17 protein-coding genes are annotated in these 18,243 nt (G+C 69.8%); 13 read left to right on the top strand and 4 right to left on the bottom strand.

Annotation, left to right across the window (positions count from 1 at the left end; genetic code table 11):
• Nucleotides 1–187: 187 nt before the first annotated feature.
• Nucleotides 188–889, top strand: coding sequence for an HAD family phosphatase (locus ACH4VO_RS15375; RefSeq protein WP_360986312.1), 702 nt, complete (start codon nt 188–190; stop codon nt 887–889).
• Between the two features lie 288 nt (nt 890–1,177).
• A complete protein-coding gene (locus tag ACH4VO_RS15380; RefSeq protein WP_360986748.1) occupies nt 1,178–2,773 on the top strand; it encodes an ABC transporter substrate-binding protein in 1,596 nt (531 codons plus the stop codon).
• Nucleotides 2,774–2,927: 154 nt separating this feature from the next.
• On the opposite strand, the gene ACH4VO_RS15385 is transcribed toward ACH4VO_RS15380, so the two are convergent.
• Nucleotides 2,928–3,599, bottom strand: a complete 672-nt coding sequence (locus tag ACH4VO_RS15385; protein WP_360986309.1) for a response regulator transcription factor — start codon at nt 3,597–3,599, stop codon at nt 2,928–2,930.
• 10 nt (nt 3,600–3,609) lie between these two features.
• Nucleotides 3,610–4,455, bottom strand: a complete 846-nt coding sequence (locus ACH4VO_RS15390; RefSeq protein WP_360986745.1) for a PD-(D/E)XK nuclease family protein — start codon at nt 4,453–4,455, stop codon at nt 3,610–3,612.
• Between the two features lie 170 nt (nt 4,456–4,625).
• On the opposite strand from ACH4VO_RS15390, the gene ACH4VO_RS15395 reads away from it, so the two are divergent.
• The 3 genes from ACH4VO_RS15395 to ACH4VO_RS15405 all read left to right on the top strand — a co-directional run bounded on the left by ACH4VO_RS15395 (nt 4,626) and on the right by ACH4VO_RS15405 (nt 7,661).
• The gene (locus tag ACH4VO_RS15395) at nt 4,626–5,876 is read left to right on the top strand and encodes a site-2 protease family protein (protein WP_360986742.1); all 1,251 of its coding nucleotides are present in this window, start codon (nt 4,626–4,628) and stop codon (nt 5,874–5,876) included.
• 74 nt (nt 5,877–5,950) lie between these two features.
• Complete coding sequence (locus ACH4VO_RS15400; RefSeq protein WP_360986307.1) at nt 5,951–6,859, top strand: tRNA (adenine-N1)-methyltransferase; 909 nt, start codon at nt 5,951–5,953, stop codon at nt 6,857–6,859.
• A gap of 208 nt (nt 6,860–7,067) precedes the next feature.
• Nucleotides 7,068–7,661 (top strand): hypothetical protein, encoded by a 594-nt coding sequence (locus tag ACH4VO_RS15405; protein ID WP_360986739.1) that lies wholly within the window; start codon nt 7,068–7,070, stop codon nt 7,659–7,661.
• Between the two features lie 4 nt (nt 7,662–7,665).
• Here the strand turns inward: ACH4VO_RS15405 and ACH4VO_RS15410 are convergent, their stop codons facing one another.
• Nucleotides 7,666–7,977, bottom strand: coding sequence for a ferredoxin (locus tag ACH4VO_RS15410; protein WP_360986304.1), 312 nt, complete (start codon nt 7,975–7,977; stop codon nt 7,666–7,668).
• A 241-nt stretch (nt 7,978–8,218) separates the two neighbouring features.
• Between ACH4VO_RS15410 and arc the strand changes: the two genes are divergently transcribed.
• From arc to prcA, 6 genes are all read left to right on the top strand, one after another.
• On the top strand, nt 8,219–9,985 hold the full coding sequence (arc, locus tag ACH4VO_RS15415; RefSeq protein WP_360986301.1) for a proteasome ATPase: 1,767 nt from the start codon (nt 8,219–8,221) through the stop codon (nt 9,983–9,985).
• 235 nt (nt 9,986–10,220) lie between these two features.
• A complete protein-coding gene (gene dop / locus ACH4VO_RS15420; protein WP_360986298.1) occupies nt 10,221–11,732 on the top strand; it encodes a depupylase/deamidase Dop in 1,512 nt (503 codons plus the stop codon).
• Between the two features lie 120 nt (nt 11,733–11,852).
• Nucleotides 11,853–12,071 carry a ubiquitin-like protein Pup gene (locus ACH4VO_RS15425; RefSeq protein WP_203185214.1) on the top strand — a complete coding sequence of 73 codons (219 nt, stop codon included), beginning with the start codon at nt 11,853–11,855 and terminating at the stop codon, nt 12,069–12,071.
• 87 nt (nt 12,072–12,158) lie between these two features.
• Nucleotides 12,159–12,671, top strand: a complete 513-nt coding sequence (locus ACH4VO_RS15430) for an endonuclease VII domain-containing protein (RefSeq protein WP_398440954.1) — start codon at nt 12,159–12,161, stop codon at nt 12,669–12,671.
• Nucleotides 12,623–13,468, top strand: coding sequence for a proteasome subunit beta (gene prcB, locus ACH4VO_RS15435; protein WP_360986291.1), 846 nt, complete (start codon nt 12,623–12,625; stop codon nt 13,466–13,468). The genes ACH4VO_RS15430 and prcB overlap by 49 nt, the downstream gene beginning before the upstream one ends.
• A gap of 56 nt (nt 13,469–13,524) precedes the next feature.
• On the top strand, nt 13,525–14,364 hold the full coding sequence (gene prcA / locus ACH4VO_RS15440) for a proteasome subunit alpha (RefSeq protein ID WP_360986288.1): 840 nt from the start codon (nt 13,525–13,527) through the stop codon (nt 14,362–14,364).
• 58 nt (nt 14,365–14,422) lie between these two features.
• On the opposite strand, the gene ACH4VO_RS15445 is transcribed toward prcA, so the two are convergent.
• Entirely contained in the window at nt 14,423–15,457 is a 1,035-nt protein-coding gene (locus ACH4VO_RS15445; RefSeq protein ID WP_360986285.1) for a LacI family DNA-binding transcriptional regulator, read from the bottom strand.
• Between the two features lie 138 nt (nt 15,458–15,595).
• Here ACH4VO_RS15445 and ACH4VO_RS15450 point away from each other — a divergent pair, with 138 nt between their 5' ends.
• Both ACH4VO_RS15450 and pafA read left to right on the top strand, forming a co-directional pair.
• Nucleotides 15,596–16,855 (top strand): MFS transporter, encoded by a 1,260-nt coding sequence (locus ACH4VO_RS15450; protein ID WP_360986282.1) that lies wholly within the window; start codon nt 15,596–15,598, stop codon nt 16,853–16,855.
• A gap of 9 nt (nt 16,856–16,864) precedes the next feature.
• A complete protein-coding gene (pafA, locus tag ACH4VO_RS15455; RefSeq protein ID WP_360986279.1) occupies nt 16,865–18,226 on the top strand; it encodes a Pup--protein ligase in 1,362 nt (453 codons plus the stop codon).
• Nucleotides 18,227–18,243: the final 17 nt, after the last annotated feature.

An 18,243-nucleotide genomic window follows, 5' to 3' on the forward strand; every position in this document is an offset into this window, starting at 1 on the left:
CGTCCTGCCCGGCGCCCGCCCGGGACCCGGGGGGACAGGTCGTGGTGCGCCGTTCGACGCGCGGTAGCCGTACGTTTCACGCGCGTCGTATCCGGACGAGTCGTACACTGGTCGGTCCAGCGCGGGCCGGTCGCCCTTCCCACCGGGGAGGCGGCCGGCCTTCTCGTCCCCCATGGAGGTGTGCCGGATGACCAGTACGGTCCCCGCGTCCTTGACCCGCACGGCCGAAGGGTCCGCCCTGCAAGCGGTCCTTCTCGACATGGACGGCACGCTGGTCGACACCGAAGGCTTCTGGTGGGACGTGGAGGCCGAGGTGTTCGCCGACCTCGGGCACCGGCTGGACGAGAGCTGGCGTGACGTGGTCGTCGGCGGTCCCATGACCCGCAGTGCCGGCTACCTCATCGAGGCCACCGGCGCGGACATCACCCTCGACGAGCTCACCGTGCTGCTGAACGACCGCTTCGAGAAGCGCGTAGGACTCGGGGTGCCCTTGATGCCGGGTGCCGCGCGGCTCCTCGCGGAGCTGGGCACCCACGAGATCCCCACCGCCCTGGTCTCCGCCTCGCACCGGCGCATCATCGACCGGGTGCTCGACTCGGTCGGCCACCACCACTTCGCGCTCACGGTCGCCGGGGACGAGGTGACCCGCACGAAGCCCCATCCCGAGCCCTACCTCGCCGCGGCCGCCGGGTTCGGTGCGGACCCGTGGCGCTGCGCGGTCATCGAGGACACCGCGACGGGAGTGGCAGCGGCGGAGGCGGCGGGCTGCCGGGTCGTCGCCGTGCCCTCGGTGGCGCCGATCGCCCCAGGACCGGGGCGTGTGGTCGTCCCCTCTTTGGAGCAGGTGAATCTCCGGTTCCTGCACGATCTGGTCGCCCAGGACAGATGATTTTTGGCGTGATCCAGGTGCAGGACCACGCGGCGATTCGGGCCCGGATGTGACGTTGCTCACGCGCCTTGGCATTCCGTGACCCGTGAGATCGGCCGCGCTGCCCGATATGGGCGCCCAAAAGTCCGGTTGGTGAAGCAGTGCACGAAACATTCCCGGACGCGACATAGACAGGCCGTCATGGGCGATCACCGAACGGATACGGGTCCGGATCACGCCGGTCGGGCACCCCCGCAGCGCCTACTAATGTCAGTTTTCTCGCATGCCGTGATGAGGGAGAACGTCCAGATGAACCGCAAGACGCTGGTGCTGCCGGCCGTAGTGGGCCTGCTCGCGCCCCTGCTCGCCGCCTGTGGCGGGTCGGACGACGCGGGCAATGCCATCGTTGTCGGTACGACGGACCAGTTCAGCGCCTCCGCGGACACCCCGGCGCCGTTCGACCCGGCGATCGCCTACGACGCGGGCGTCTGGAACGTGCTGCGCCAGACCGTGCAGACCCTCACGCACATACCGCGCGGCGGCGGCGAGCCGGTACCCGAGGCCGCCGAGAGCTGCGCCTTCACCGACACGGAGAACGAGAGCTACCGCTGCACGCTGCGTGACGGGCTCACCTTCGCCGACGGCACACCCGTCACCCCGGAGGACGTGAAGTACTCCATCCAGCGCGTCCTGGACATCAAGGACGAGGCCGGACCGGTCGGTCTGCTCGCCAACATCGACACGATCGAGACCAAGGGCGAGAACCAGGTCGTCTTCCACCTGCGCACCTCGGACGCGACCTTCCCGTACAAGCTGGCCACGCCGCCCGCGGGCATCGTCCAGAAGGACAAGTACCCGGCGAAGACCCCGCGTGAGGGCTTCCAGGTCGACGGGTCCGGCCCGTACACCATGAAGCCCGAGGTCAAGGACGACCAGGTCGTGAAGCTCGTCTTCACGAAGAACCCCAAGTACAAGGGCGACCTGAAGATCCTGAACCACGAGGTCGAGATGAGCCCCTTCCCGGACGCGAAGGCGATGGGGAAGGCCCTCGACGACAAGAAGATCGACATGATGACCCGCACCATGTCGCCCGAGCAGGCCCAGGAGATGCTCGCCCAGCCCAAGGACGGCATCAAGCTCACCGAGATGCCCGGTCTCGCCATCAGCTACCTCGGGTTCAACACCGAGGACCCCCTGGTGAAGGACAAGGCGGTCCGGCAGGCCATCGCCCAGGTCATCAACCGCGGCAGCATCGCCAGCAAGGTGTACGGCAGCACGGCCGAGCCGCTGTTCTCGCTGATTCCGTCCGGCATCACCAACCACACCAACTCCTTCTTCAACAAGTACGGCGACCCTGACGTCTCCAAGGCCGCCAAGATGCTCGACAAGGCGAACGTAGAGACGCCGGTGAAGTTCACGCTGCACTACACGACCGACCACTACGGTCCGGCGACCAAGGCCGAGTTCGAGATGCTGGCGAAGCAGCTCAACGCCTCCGGGCTCTTCGAGGTGAAGGCCGAAGGAACCCCCTGGGCGAAGTACCGGCCGGCGCAGAGCAAGGGCGAGTACGCGGTGTACGGCATGGGCTGGTTCCCGGACTTCCCGGACCCGGACACCTACACGGCGCCGTTCCTCGACAAGGACAACTTCCTCAACTCGCCCTACGCGTCGGCCACCATCCAGAACACGCTCATCCCGCAGTCCCGGCGCGAGGCCGACCGCAGTGCCGCCGCCGAGACCTTCGCGAAGATCCAGAACATCGTGGCCGAGGACGTCCCCCTCCTGCCCGTCTGGCAGGGCAAGCAGTACGTCGCGTCGCTCGACGAGCTGACCGGCGTGGAGTGGGCCGTCACCTCCTCGGCCGACCTGCAGCTCTGGGAACTGGGCCGGGGCACCGCCTCCTGACCCTGCGGGAACGGCGATGCGGCCCCGGGCTCCCGGCCCCGGGCCGCATCGCCGTTCCACGAACACCCGCGTCACCCGCCGGGCTCCCGCGTCACCCGCCGGGCTCCCGCGTCACGGGGCGGGGCCCCTTCACCCGATGGGCCCCGCGCCCCGGTCACTGGGCGCCGGGGCGCACCAGGCCGCTCTCGTAGGCGTAGACGGCCGCCTGCACGCGGTCGCGCAGGCCCAGCTTGGTCAGGACATGGCCCACGTGGGTCTTGACCGTCGTCTCGCTCACGAACAGGTCGGCCGCGATCTCCGCGTTGGACAGCCCTCGCGCCACCAGCTTCAGCACCTCCACCTCACGCTCCGTGAGCGTGTGCAGGGCGTCCGGCACCGGCTCCTCGCCCGAGGGGAGGTGGTCGGCGTACTTGTCGAGCAGCCGGCGCGTGATGCTCGGCGCGAGCATCGCCTCGCCCCCGGCCACCACCCGGATGGCCTGCACCAGCTCGTTGGCCGGCGCGTCCTTCAGCAGGAAGCCGCTCGCTCCCGCGCGCAGCGCCTCGACCACGTACTCGTCGAGATCGAACGTCGTCAGCACCAGGACCTTCGCCGGGCCGTCGCGCCCGGGGCCCGTGATCTGCCGGGTCGCCTCGACGCCGTCCATCCGCGGCATGCGGATGTCCATCAGCACCACATCGGGCTGCAGCGCGCGCACCTGATCGATGGCCTGGAGGCCGTCACCGGCCTCGCCGACCACCGCGAGGTCGCCCTCCGCCTCCAGAATCATCCGGAAACCGGTGCGCAGCAGCGGTTGATCATCGACCAGCAGGACGCGGATAGCCACGGAATCTCCTTCAAGGGCCTTCGAGGGCCGCCGGTCGGCCGGCCTCGGCCCGGACCGGCTCCATTCTGCCCTGCACACCCTCCACCGGATCCGCCGGGCGGACGGACAGCGGATAGACCGGGGGAGTCCCACCGAACTCGGGACACACCGCCCGGTGGTCGCACCAGCCGCACAGCTTCGTCGGCCTCGGCCGCCACTCGCCCGTCTCCGTGGCCAGCCGGATCGCCTCCCACAGCGCCAGCAGCTTGCGCTCCACCCGCTCCAGGTCGGCCGGGACCGGGTCGTAGGTGAGCACGTCGCCGCTGCCGAGGTAGACGAGCTGGAGCCGGCGGGGCACCACGTTCTTCAGGCGCCAGATCACCAGGGCGTAGAACTTCATCTGGAAGAGCGCGCCCTCGGCGTACTCAGGACGCGGGGCCTTGCCCGTCTTGTAGTCCACGATCCGGACCTCGCCCGTGGGGGCGACGTCGACGCGGTCGATGACCCCGCGCAGCCGCAGGCCCGACTCCAGCTCGGTCTCGACGAACAGCTCCCGCTCGGCGGGCTCCAGACGCGTCGGGTCCTCCAGCGAGAACCACCGCTCCACGAGCTGTTCCGCCTGGCTCAGCCACCCGGCGAGCCGCTCTCCGCCCGCGTCCCCGGCGAAGAGCTCGGTCAGCTCCGGCTTCGACTCGAGCAGCCGGTCCCACTGGGCGGGGATGAGCGCCTTGGCCTTCGGAGCCGTACGGTCGCCCGCCGGCACGTCGAAAAGCCGCTCGAGCACGGCGTGGACCAACGTGCCGCGGGTAGCCGCCTCACTGGGCTTCTCGGGCAGCTTGTCGATGACGCGGAAGCGGTAGAGCAGGGGGCACTGCATGAAATCGCTCGCGCGCGACGGCGACAGGGACGAGGGTGGCCGGGGCGGGCGCGATACGGAGGTCATGTCGCAGACCCTACGGGCCGCCACCGACACCGAGCGGCATACCATCGACCACAGAGCTCGCAGACTGCATGATCGTGGCAGACGCCACCGACCGGAGGGATCCCGTGGACGAGAGCGGCGACAGCGGGCGCCCGCAGCCCGGCGCGGGGGGCCAGGACCCCGGCACCGGCCCCGGGAAGGGCGCACCGCGACGGCCGGAAGATCCCGGCGGCGGCCTCCTCATGGGCCGCCCCTTCGGCGTGCCGGTGTACGTGGCGCCCAGCTGGTTCGTCGTCGCCGCGCTGATCACCTGGGTCTTCGGAGGCCAGCTCGACCGCGTGCTGCCCGAGCTCGGGGGTCTCCGGTACCTGGTCGCGCTCTTCTTCGCGATCGCCTTCTACGCCTCCGTCCTCGTCCACGAGCTCGCCCACACCGTCGCCGCGCTCCGTTACAAACTGCCCGTCCGCCGTATCCAGCTCCAGTTCTTCGGCGGCGTCTCCGAAATCGAGAAGGAGTCCGAGACCCCGGGCCGGGAGTTCGTCCTCGCCTTCGTGGGCCCCCTCCTCTCCCTCGTGCTCGCCGGCCTCTTCTTCGTCCCGCTCCAGTTCGTCGAGGCGGGCACAGTCCCCGGTGTGCTCCTGGCCGGCCTGATGGTCTCCAACCTCATCGTCGCCGCCTTCAACCTGCTCCCGGGCCTGCCCCTGGACGGCGGCCGGATGCTCCGTGCCGTCGTCTGGAAGATCACGGGCAAGCCCATGAGCGGCACCGTCGCCGCGGCATGGGTCGGCCGGGGCCTGGCCGTCACCGTCCTGATCGGCCTCCCTCTCCTCACCCACACAGGCGCCCTCGGCAACGCCACCGGCCAGGTCAGCGGGGTGGAGACCGTCACCGACGCCCTGCTCGCCGCCATCCTCGCCGGCATCATCTGGACCGGAGCCGGCAACAGCCTGCGCATGGCCCGGCTGCGCGAACACCTTCCGGACCTGCGGGCCCGCGCGCTCACCCGGCGCGCTGTCCCGGTCGAGTCCGCCACCCCGCTCTCCGAGGCGCTGCGCCGCGCCAACGAGGCGGGGGCCCGCGCCCTCGTCGTCGTCGACGGCCAGGGCAACCCCAAGGGCGTCGTCCGCGAGGCCGCCATCGTCGGTGTACCGGAGCACCGCCGGCCCTGGGTCGCCGTCAGCGGCCTGGCCCAGGACCTCACGGAGGGGATGAAGGTGCCCGCCGAACTCGCGGGCGAGGCGCTCCTGGACCGTCTCAAGGCGACCCCGGCCACCGAGTACCTCGTCGTCGAGGAGACCGGTGCGATCTACGGCGTGCTGTCCACCGCCGACGTCGAACGTGCGTTCGTCGCAGCCATGGCCCGGCCCGCCTCCTGACCCACGGCCGATCCGTGCCACGGCCGGCCGCGACCCCCGGAATCGCCGCCGCCGAATACCGGTAGGCTGACCGCATGTCCGAACCGACCGGTGCCGCCCGCCGTCGCGGCCCATTCACAGTCGGGGACCAGGTCCAGCTCACCGACCCCAAGGGACGCCACTACACCTTCACGCTCGAAGCCGGAAAGAACTTCCACACCCACAAGGGTTCTTTCCCGCACGACGAGCTGATCGGTGCTCCCGAGGGCAGTGTTGTCCGTACCACGGGAAACGTCGCCTACCTCGCGCTGCGCCCCCTGCTCCCCGACTACGTCCTGTCCATGCCCCGCGGTGCCGCCGTGGTCTACCCCAAGGACGCGGGGCAGATCCTGGCCTTCGGCGACATCTTCCCCGGCGCCCGCGTCGTCGAAGCCGGCGTCGGCTCAGGAGCCCTCAGCACCTTCCTCCTGCGCGCCATCGGCGAGCAGGGCATGCTGCACTCCTACGAGCGCCGCGAGGACTTCGCGGAGATCGCCCGGCAGAACGTGGAGCGCTACTTCGGCTCCCCGCACCCCGCCTGGCAGCTCACCGTCGGCGATCTCCAGGACAACCTCGCGGACACCGACGTCGACCGCGTCGTCCTGGACATGCTGGCCCCCTGGGAGTGCCTGGAGGCCGTCTCCAAGGCACTCGTTCCCGGTGGCATCCTCTGCGCGTACGTCGCGACCACCACCCAGCTCTCGCGGACCGTCGAGTCCATCCGTGAGATCGGCTGCTTCGCCGAACCGCAGCCCTGGGAGTCGATGATCCGCAACTGGCACGTCGAGGGCCTGGCCGTCCGTCCCGACCACCGGATGATCGGGCACACCGGCTTCCTCGTCACCGCCCGCCGCCTCGCGGACGGTGTCGAACCCCCGCTGCGCCGTCGCCGCCCCTCCAAGGGCGCCTACGGCGAGGACTACAACGGTCCCGGCGGCCGGAGCGACTCCGCGCCGCGCGACTGAGCCCGTACCACCCGAAGGCGCCGCCGACGAGTCCCGGACCGACCCGGGTACTCGCTGGCGGCGCCTTCGCGTGGCAGCCGGCCGTCCGGTGGCGACCCCGCTGTTCCCCCGGAGTGTGAGGTGTGGCACGATGCTGGCCACCCCCCGCCCGCCGGCCCCACCCGGCACCGCCTGCCCCGGCTTCCAGGACCCACAGGAGACATACCGCGTGCAGACCTCCGCGCTCCCGGACCTCGCGCCCACCGACGCCCAGCCGGTGCACTGGCTCGCCACGGCCGCGGCGATGGCCGCGGTCGTCGCCGCCGCGGGGCTGCTCCAGCCCGACGGGGCGACCGCGACGGCCTCGGCGTCCGAGCACCGCGCCACCGCCTCACACGGAGCCGCCCCCGCTGCGGCTCCCGACCCCGCCCGGGCCACCTTTCCGCTCGACTGCGGCGCCGTGGGCCGGACCGTGGCCGAAAAGGCACCTGGCGACCTCGACGGAGACGGCAGGCCCGAGACCGTCGCCGTGGTCCACTGCGCCGCCGGATCCGGCACGCCGCCCAGCGGCGTCTACGTCCTGACACAGACGGCCGGGGCCGCACCCCGGGTCGTGGCGACCCTGGTGGACCCCGCCCGGAAGCTGACGGTCACGGACTTCGCGGTCCGCGGCGGGCGGGTCTCGGCGACCCTGCTCGGCTACTCCTCGCTCGACGTACCGCGCTGCTGCCCCGACGTGCGGGAGAGCGCCTCCTGGCAGTGGAAGGGCAGCGCGTTCGTCAGGTCCACCGGCCCCGCCGCGGCCCCTGGGCGCAGCGCCTGAGGCGTTACGCCGCGTCCGGCCCGAAGACCTCCACCCGGTCCGAGACACGGCGTACGTGGATGCAGTCGCCCGGGCACTCCTTGGCCGAATCCCTCACGTCCTGGAGCAGCGGCAGCGGTACCGGCGTGGTGGCGCCCTTGTCCTGGAGGAGTTCGTCGTCCGCGCTCTTCACGTACGCCAGCCCGTCGATGTCGAGCTCGAAGACCTCAGGGGCGTACTGCACGCAGATGCCGTCGCCCGTACAGAGGTCCTGGTCGATCCAGACCTCGAGATCCTGCGTGTCGCCGTCGCCCGGGGCGTCCTGCTGCACGGTCATGTGTCCTGCCGTTCCCTGCGTATCTGCACCAATTGAAGGCGGCCCTGACGGGCGTTGAACGCTTCGACGATACAACCGGCGGCTTTCCGATGCCGAAGGGTGGGTATTCCCCTGGCGTGAGGGAGAGCGCAAGGGTGAAGATCGGACATGCCCCCAGGTCTTTGTGATCTAGGGGTTTCAATCATCACTCACCCAGGTAGGGTCAGGAAGCGTCCAGCTCCCCTTGGAGGAGGTGAGGACCGTGGCAGCCCACGACGACGACATCAACCGCGGCATCCGGCCCGGGCGGGGGTCAGAAGACCCAGCCGGCCAGGTTGCCTTTCTCGAGCAGGAAATCGCCGTCCTGCGACGTAAGCTCGCCGACTCTCCGCGTCATACGAGGATTCTCGAAGAGCGGATCGTCGAGTTGCAGACCAATCTGGCAGGCGTGTCCGCGCAGAACGAGCGGCTCGCCGGCACACTCCGTGAGGCCCGCGACCAGATCGTGGCCCTCAAGGAGGAGGTCGACCGGCTCGCCCAGCCGCCGGCCGGCTTCGGTGTCTTCCTGCAGGCCAACGAGGACGGCACCTGCGACATCTTCACCGGGGGCCGCAAACTCCGGGTGAACGTCAGCCCCAGCGTCGAGCTCGAAGGCCTCCGCAAAGGCCAGGAGGTCATGCTCAACGAGGCGCTCAACGTGGTCGAGGCCATGGAGTTCGAGCGGGCCGGGGACATCGTCACCCTCAAGGAGATCCTCGAGGACGGCGAGCGCGCCCTGGTGATCGGGCACACCGACGAGGAACGGGTGGTGCGGCTCGCCGAGCCGCTGCTGGACGTCACCGTCCGTCCCGGCGACGCCCTCCTGCTCGAACCCAGATCCGGCTACGTGTACGAGGTGGTCCCCAAGAGCGAGGTCGAGGAGCTCGTCCTCGAAGAGGTTCCGGACATCGACTACGACAAGATCGGCGGCCTGGGCGACCAGATCGAGCTGATCCGTGACGCGGTCGAGCTCCCCTACCTCCACCCCGACCTCTTCAAGGAGCACGAACTCCGCCCGCCCAAGGGCATCCTGCTCTACGGGCCTCCCGGCTGCGGCAAGACACTCATCGCCAAGGCCGTGGCCAACTCCCTGGCCAAGAAGGTCGCCGAAGTCACCGGACAGCCCGCAGGGAAGAGTTACTTCCTCAACATCAAGGGCCCCGAGCTCCTCAACAAGTACGTCGGGGAGACCGAGCGGCACATCCGCCTCGTCTTCCAGCGCGCCCGGGAGAAGGCGAGCGAGGGCACCCCCGTCATCGTCTTCTTCGACGAGATGGAATCCCTTTTCCGCACCCGCGGATCCGGTGTCAGCTCGGACGTGGAGAACACCATCGTCCCCCAGCTGCTCGCCGAGATCGACGGGGTGGAGGGCCTGGAGAACGTCATCGTCATCGGCGCCTCCAACCGCGAGGACATGATCGACCCCGCCATCCTGCGGCCCGGACGTCTCGACGTGAAGATCAAGATCGAGCGCCCGGACGCGGAGGCCGCGAAGGACATCTTCGCGAAGTACCTGACCTCGTCGCTCCCGCTGCACGCGGACGACCTGGCCGAGCACACGGGGTCGAGGGAGGCCGCCGCCCACGCCATGATCCAGTCGGTCGTGGAGCGGATGTACACGGAATCCGAGGAGAACCGCTTCCTCGAGGTCACCTACGCCAACGGCGACAAGGAAGTCCTGTACTTCAAGGACTTCAACTCCGGAGCGATGATTCAGAACATCGTGGACCGGGCGAAGAAGATGGCCATCAAGGCATTCCTCGAGCAGGGCCAGAAGGGCCTGCGCGTCTCCCATCTCCTCCAGGCATGCGTGGACGAGTTCAAGGAGAACGAGGACCTGCCCAACACCACCAACCCGGACGACTGGGCCAGGATTTCCGGAAAGAAGGGCGAGCGGATCGTGTTCATCCGCACACTCGTCACCGGAAAGCAGGGCGCGGACACCGGTCGCTCCATCGACACGGTGGCGAATACCGGACAGTACCTGTAAATCGCAGACCGGCTGCGGACGCCCTGCCGGGCGTCCGCAGCCGGCTGCTTTCCCGGCATTTCCGGCCTCACCCGAACAATGACGTAATTGATCTCCCCACCGGGCGCACAGGCGCTCTAGGCTCTGCGGTACCGCCGAGTCGCGCAGTGCGGGGACGCCACCGCACGCGCAGGGACCAGCAGCGGTACTTGAGCGCCGCTCCCGGACGGGAGCGCCGCCGGGCAAGGAGGGCCGCATGACCGTACGGCGAGTAATGGGCATCGAGACGGAGTACGGGATCTCCGTCCCCGGTCAACCCAACGCCAATGCCATGCTCACCTCGTCCCAGATCGTCAACGCCTACGCGGCGGCGATGCACCGGGCGCGCCGCGCCCGCTGGGATTTCGAGGAGGAGAATCCGCTGCGCGACGCGCGAGGCTTCGACCTCGCCCGCGAGACCGCCGACTCCAGCCAGCTCACCGACGAGGACATCGGCCTCGCCAATGTCATCCTCACCAACGGCGCCAGGCTCTACGTCGACCACGCGCACCCCGAATACAGCTCACCCGAGATCACCAACCCCATGGACGCGGTGCTCTGGGACAAGGCCGGCGAGCGCGTGATGGCGGAGGCCGCCGAGCGGGCCGCCGCGATCCCGGGCGCCCAGCCCATCCACCTCTACAAGAACAACACCGACAACAAGGGCGCGTCCTACGGCACGCACGAGAACTACCTGATGAAGCGGGAGACGCCCTTCTCCGACATCGTGCGCCATCTGACCCCGTTCTTCGTCTCCCGCCAGGTGGTGACCGGCGCCGGACGGGTCGGCATCGGCCAGGACGGCAACGAGCACGGGTTCCAGATCAGTCAGCGCGCCGACTACTTCGAGGTGGAGGTCGGCCTCGAGACCACGCTGAAGCGCCCGATCATCAACACCCGCGACGAGCCCCACTCCGACGCCGAGAAGTACCGCAGGCTGCACGTGATCATCGGCGACGCGAACCTCTCCGAGATCTCGACCTATCTCAAGCTCGGTACGACCTCGCTGGTGCTGGCCATGATCGAGGACGGCTTCATCAACGTCGACCTCGCGGTCGACCAGCCGGTGCGCACCCTGCACCAGGTCTCGCACGATCCGACCCTCCGGCAGCTGGTCACCCTGCGCAGCGGGCGGACACTCACCGCGGTGCAGTTGCAGATGGAGTACTTCGAGCTGGGCCGCAAGTACGTGGAGGAGCGGTACGGGGTGGACGCGGACGAGCAGACCAAGGACGTGCTGGCACGCTGGGAGGACACGCTCAACCGCCTGGAGAACGATCCGATGAGCCTCTCCGGCGAGCTGGACTGGATCGCCAAGCGGGAGCTCATGGAGGGCTACCGGCGCCGCGACGGTGTGGACTGGGACGCCCCGCGCCTGCACCTGGTGGACCTCCAGTACGCCGACGTACGGCCTGACAAGGGCCTGTACAACCGGTTGGCGGCCCGCGGGAAGATGAAGCGCCTGCTCGACGAGAGCGCGGTCGAGAGGGCCCGTACGAAGCCGCCCGAGGACACCAGGGCCTACTTCCGCGGCCGCTGCCTGGAGCAGTACGCGGACGACGTGGCCGCGGCCTCCTGGGACTCGGTCATCTTCGACCTGCCCGACCGTGACTCCCTGCAACGGGTGCCCACGATGGAACCGTTGCGTGGTACACGCAGTCACGTCGAGGGGCTGCTGGACCGCTGCCGTACGGCGGAGGAGCTGGTCCGGACGCTGACGGGGGGCTGAAAAGCGTCCCGGCTGGGAATCAATCAGATGACCTGGGGACGTTGACTCAAGTACCGGGCCAATGTCGGACCCCGTAGGTAGGGTCTGATCAAGTGCTTCGAACCGAGCGGGGTGAGCTATATGGCGACCAAGGACACCGGCGGCGGACAGCAGAAGGCCACACGTTCCACCGAGGAGACCGAGGAGCAGGCGCAGGACGCGCAGGCCTCCGAGGACCTCAAGGAGCGCCAGGAGAAGCTGAGCGACGACGTCGACGACGTCCTCGACGAGATCGACGACGTACTCGAGTCCAACGCTGAGGATTTCGTGAGGTCATTTGTTCAGAAAGGCGGGGAATAGGACTTAATGTCCGATATCCCCGCCAGAAGGAAATGCTCTCGCTGCCGAAAGACTCTGCCGACGGAGTTCTTCGCCAGTAGCAGGGCGATGCGGGACGGCCTCCCGGTGTACGGCCGGAAATGCTCTGCTGAGTCCTACCGGCAGCACCAGGAGGCCAGGGGCAAGTCCGTTCGAGTCAACGTGCCGGTGCCGCGGGGGCGCAAGCATCGCCCGCAGTGCGGCGAGGTGAAACCGCACGGTCGGCGGGAGCGCAACAGAGCGTCTTCCGATGGCTTGGCGAGCTGCTGTCGCCCATGCCGGGCCGAGCGAAATCGAATCAGCTACTTCCAGCGCAAGTACGGCCTCGGTCCAGCAGGGTTGGACGGGCTGATCGCCGCTCAGCAGGGCGTTTGCTGCATCTGTCCAACCGCTCCGGCGGAGCATGTGGATCACTGTCATGAGACGGGTAGGGTCCGTGGCGTACTGTGCTTCAGCTGCAACGCAGCCCTGGGGCAGTTCAAGGATCGGCCGGATGCCATAAGGCGTGCAGCCGCATACGTGGAGGGAAACGCGTGGAAGCCAACACTCGTAGCACCGGGCGTCTACCAGCTGCCTTCCTGACGCCGGGGTCGTCCTCGTTCATGGACTTCCTCTCCGACCACTCACCGGAGATCCTTCCCGGCAACCGCAGCCTGCCGCCACTGCAGGGCGCCATCGAGGCGCCGCACGGGACGACCATCGTCGCCGCCTCGTTCCCCGGCGGAGTGGTCCTCGCCGGTGACCGGCGCGCGACCATGGGCAACATGATCGCCCAGCGCGACATCGAGAAGGTCTTCCCCGCCGACGAGTACTCCGCGGTGGGCATCGCGGGTACGGCCGGTCTCGCCGTGGAGATGGTGAAGCTGTTCCAGCTGGAGCTGGAGCACTTCGAGAAGGTCGAGGGCGCCACCCTCTCCCTGGAGGGCAAGGCCAACCGCCTGTCCACGATGATCCGCAGCAACCTGGCGATGGCGATGCAGGGGCTCGCGGTCGTCCCGCTCTTCGCGGGGTACGACGTCGACCGCGAGAAGGGCCGGATCTTCTCGTACGACGTCACCGGCGGCCGTTCCGAGGAACACGGGTACGCGGCCACCGGCTCCGGATCGGTGTTCGCCCGCGGGTCGATGAAGAAGCTCTACCGCGAGGACCTCACGGAGGAGCAGACACTCACCCTGGTCGTGCAGGCGCTGTACGACGCGGCCGACGACGACTCGGCGACCGGCGGCCCGGACGTGGCCCGCCGCATCTACCCGATCGTCACCGTCATCACCGACGAGGGCTTCCGCAAGCTCGGCGAGACGGAGTCCTCCGCGATCGCGCGGTCGATCCTCGAGCGCCGGCTCGAGCAGCCCGACGGCCCGCGCGCCGCGCTGCTCTGACCGGGCCGGAAGTCTCCGAGATGTACTCGTCACTGACAGGAAGGGACGGATAGCCGGTGTCGACGCCGTTCTATGTCTCACCCCAGCAGGCCATGGCCGACCGGGCGGAATACGCCCGCAAGGGCATCGCCCGCGGTCGCAGTCTCGTCGTGCTGCAGTACGCCGACGGCATTGTGTTCGTCGGCGAGAACCCGTCCCGCGCGCTGCACAAGTTCAGCGAGATCTACGACCGGATCGGCTTCGCCGCCGCCGGCAAGTACAACGAGTACGAGAACCTCCGCATCGGAGGGGTGCGCTACGCCGATCTGCGGGGCTACACCTACGACCGTGACGACGTGACGGCCCGCGGACTGGCCAACGTCTACGCGCAGACGCTGGGCACCATCTTCTCCAGCCAGGCGGAGAAGCCGTACGAGGTGGAGCTGGTGGTCGCCGAGGTCGGCGACGGGCCCGAGGGCGATCAGATCTACCGACTGCCGCACGACGGTTCGATCGTGGACGAGCACGGCTCGGTCGCGGTCGGCGGCAACGCGGAGCAGATCAGCACGTTCCTGGACCAGCGCCACCGCGACGGCATGTCGCTCGCCGAGGCGCTGAAGCTGGCCGTGCAGGCCCTGTCCCGCGAGGCCAACGGCAACGAGCGGGAGATCCCCGCCGAGCGGTTCGAGGTCGCGGTCCTGGACCGTACGCGGCCGCAGAAGCGCAAGTTCAAGCGGATCGTCGGGCGGCAGCTGGCACGGCTGCTGGACGCGGACGGCGCGACGGCCACCCCGACGGACGCCCCGTCCGACATCGAGGACACCGACGCCCCGAACACTCCGGACGCCCCGAAGACTCAGGGCAAGGGCACTCCGGACGCTCCGGCCGAGGGTGGGGACGCGTCCCCACAGGAGTAGCACGCACCGCTCGGTGTCCGGTGCCCCCGGCAGTCGCGTACGGCGGCCGGGGGCACCGTCATGACCGGGCGGCGGGCGGCGGGGCGGTGGAGCCGCGGACCACCAGGCTCACGGGCAGGTCGCCGCGCTCCGCCGGACGGCCGTCCAGGACGGCGAGCAGCGCCCGCATGCCGCGCTCGCCCACCTGCTCGGCCGGTAGCCGCACCGTGGTCAGCTCCGGTTCCACGGCGGTGGCCAGGGTCAGGTCGTCGAAGCCGGTCACGGAGATGTCGTCCGGCACCCTCAGCCCCCGCCTCCGTACGGCCTTGCAGGCGCCCGCGGCCAGGATGTCGTCGTCGCAGACGATCGCCGTCGGCAGCGGACCCGGAGCCGCGAGGACCTTTTCCACGGCCTCCAGGGCGGCGCGCACGTCGAGGGCGGCCGTCACGGTGTGCAGGGCGGCGTCGGGGACGTCGCGCAGGGCCCGGCCGAGCGCCTGGGCGCGGACCGTGAAGGTCCAGGTGTCCACGGCCGAGGCGAGGTGGACCAGGCGGCGGTGGCCGAGGGTGAGCAGATGCTCCGTCACCTGTCGCATGCCGTCCGCGATGTCGAGGTTCACGCTGGCCGCCGGGCCGGGATCGTCCGGGTCGCTGTCCAGCATCACCAGCGGCAGGCCGGCACCCCGCAGGGCTGCCAGGGCCCCGGCGGCCATGGAGGAGGCGATCACCCCGTCGAGGGCGGCCCGGGCGGAGGCGAACGGGTCCCGGGCCGGGCCGGTGCCGTCGGGCGACGGGTAGAGCACCACGCCGAAGTCGTGCTCGGCCGCGACGGCGGCGGCGCCCGTGTGGACCCGGGCGAAGAACTCGTTGGTGAGCGCCGGGACGACGAGCAGCGCCGTGCGGGTGCGGCCCAGCCGCAGGCTGCGGGCGGCCAGATTCGGCCGGTAGCCCAGCTCCCTGGCACTGCCGCGCACGCGCTCGGCGGTGGCCTCGGACACCCGCCCACGCCATTTGCCCCCGAGCACCAGCGAGACCGTGGCCTGGGAGACGTCGGCCGCGCGTGCCACGTCCCGGCTGGTGGGCCGGGGCGGGGCCGGCTGCTGCGCGCTGCTCACTCGTGCCTCCGTGAGGGACCGGCCAGGTGCCGTGGGAATGGACTCGGGACTGCGCACATGGTACGTATGAGCCCGACGTTATACGTAAAACCCCGAGGCTGCGGCATACCCGCACCCGGCGGGGGAGAGGGGCGGGACATGGCCGCGGGCTATCTGGACATCCTCCGGGCGCGGCACGCCGCCCGGCTGCTGACGGGCACGCTGGTGGGGCGCCTGCCGAACGGCACCGCCCACATCGCCCTCGTCCTGTTCACCCGGGCCGAGGGCGGCAGCTACACGCTGGCCGGCGCCCTGGCCGCCGCGTACGGCCTCGCCACCGCCGTGGGCCAGCCCCTGCTGGGCAGGGCCGTGGACCTGTACGGCCAGCCGCGCGTCCAGCTCCCCGCCGCGGTGCTCTCCGCGCTCGGTATGGCCCTGCTGGCCCTGGTGGGCCTGGACGCCCTCCCCCTGGCCTACGCGGCGGTGATCGTGGCCGGCGTCTTCACGCCGCCGCTGGAGGGCGGCCTGCGAGCCCTGTGGCCGACCGTGCTCGGCACAGAGGACCGCGTCCACCGCGCCTACGCCATGGACGCCGTGGCCCAGGAGGTCATGTTCACCGTCGGCCCGCTCCTCGTCACGGTCCTGGTCTCGCTCTGGTCGCCGGCCGCGGCCCTGCTGGTCATCAACGCCATAGGCGTCCTCGGTGCGCTGAGCGTGGTCCTCTCCGAGCCCTCCCGCACCTGGCGTTCCGCGCCCCGCGAGGCGCACTGGCTCGGGGCCCTGCGCTCCCCGGGACTGCTGGCGCTGCTCGGCGCCTTCTTCTTCGTCGGGCTCGCGCTCGGCTCGATCACCGTCGCGGGCGTGGCGTACGCCGACGACCAGGGCCGGGAGTCCGTGTACGGCTGGCTGATGGCTGCGCTCGGCCTGGGAGCGCTGATCGGCGGTTCGCTCTACGGTGCCCGGCAGTGGGCCGGGGCCCCCGAGCGGCGGCTGCGGGGCATCGTCGCGCTGCTGGCGCTCGGCTACCTCCCGTTGACGCTGACACCCGGAGTGCCGGCCATGACCGCCCTGGCCGCGCTGGCCGGAGTGTTCCTGGCCCCGGCGATCGCCTGCTCCTTCATCGTGGTGGACCGGCACGCGCCCCGGGGCACGGTCACCGAGGCGTTCTCCTGGCTCGTGACGACGTTCGGGGTGGGCGCGGCGGCCGGTACGGCCGTGGCGGGTCCGGCGGTCGAGCTCGGCGGGACGGCGTGGAGCTTCGCCGTGGCGGGGGCCGGGGGAGTGGCGGCTCTGCTGGTCCTGCTGGCCACCGGAAAGGTCCTCGCAGTTCCCGGCCGTACGCCCGGTGTCGTGGCCGGATCGGAAAATGATCGAAACGGTGCCGCCGAACCCGGTTTCAGCTCAGGCCGTAAGGCGTAATGTTCAGTCATGGACCGCCGCATTTTCGGGCTGGAGAACGAGTACGGCGTCACGTGCACGTTCAGGGGACAGCGCCGACTGTCACCTGACGAAGTGGCGCGCTACCTCTTCCGCCGTGTTGTGTCATGGGGCCGCAGCAGCAATGTCTTCCTGCGGAACGGCGCCCGCCTCTACCTCGACGTGGGATCGCATCCGGAATACGCGACACCGGAATGCGACAACGTGACCGAACTGGTCACGCACGACAAGGCGGGCGAGCGCATTCTCGAGGGCCTGCTCGTCGACGCCGAACGCCGCCTGCACGAGGAGGGAATCGCGGGCGACGTCTATCTCTTCAAGAACAACACCGACTCGGCGGGAAACTCCTACGGGTGCCACGAGAACTACCTCGTGGCCCGGCACGGAGAATTCTCCCGGCTCGCGGACATCCTCATTCCGTTCCTCGTCACCCGGCAGCTGATCTGCGGCGCGGGGAAGGTGCTGCAGACCCCGCGCGGGGCCGTCTACTGCGTGAGCCAGCGTGCCGAGCACATCTGGGAGGGCGTCAGCTCCGCGACGACGCGTTCCCGCCCGATCATCAACACCCGGGACGAACCGCACGCCGACGCGGAGCGGTACCGCCGCCTCCACGTCATCGTCGGCGACTCCAACATGTCCGAGACGACGATGCTGCTCAAGGTCGGCGCGACCGACCTGGTGCTCCGCATGATCGAGGCGGGCACGGTGATGCGCGACCTCACCCTGGAGAACCCGATCCGGGCCATCCGCGAGGTCAGCCACGACACCACGGGGCAGCGCAAGGTGCGCCTGGCCAGCGGCCGTGAGGCCTCGGCCATAGAGGTGCAGCGCGAGTACTACGAGAAGGCCGTGGACTTCGTCGACCGCCGGGGCATCCGCACCGGCACGGTCGCCCAGGTCCTCGAACTGTGGGGCCGCACCCTGGACGCCATCGAGGCCGAGGACCTCGACCGGATCGGCACCGAGATCGACTGGGTCATGAAGTACAAGCTCATCGAGCGGTACCGGGCCAAGCACAACATGACCATGTCGAACCCGAGGGTCGCTCAGATAGACCTCGCCTACCACGACATCCACCGCCGGCGGGGGCTCTACTACCTGCTGGAGCGCAAGGGCCAGGCGGCCCGCATCTGCAACGACCTGAAGATCTTCGAGGGCAAGTCCGTGCCCCCGCAGACGACCAGGGCGCGACTGCGCGGCGACTTCATCCGCCGGGCCCAGGAACAGCGGCGGGACTTCACCGTCGACTGGGTCCACCTCAAGCTCAACGACCAGGCGCAGCGCACCGTGCTCTGCAAGGACCCGTTCCGCTCCGTCGACGACCGGGTGGAGAAGCTGATCGCGGGTATGTGATCCGGAACCCGGCACGG

Origin of the sequence: Streptomyces sp. NPDC020780 (assembly GCF_044334475.1) — a bacterium.
Taxonomy (GTDB): domain Bacteria; phylum Actinomycetota; class Actinomycetes; order Streptomycetales; family Streptomycetaceae; genus Streptomyces.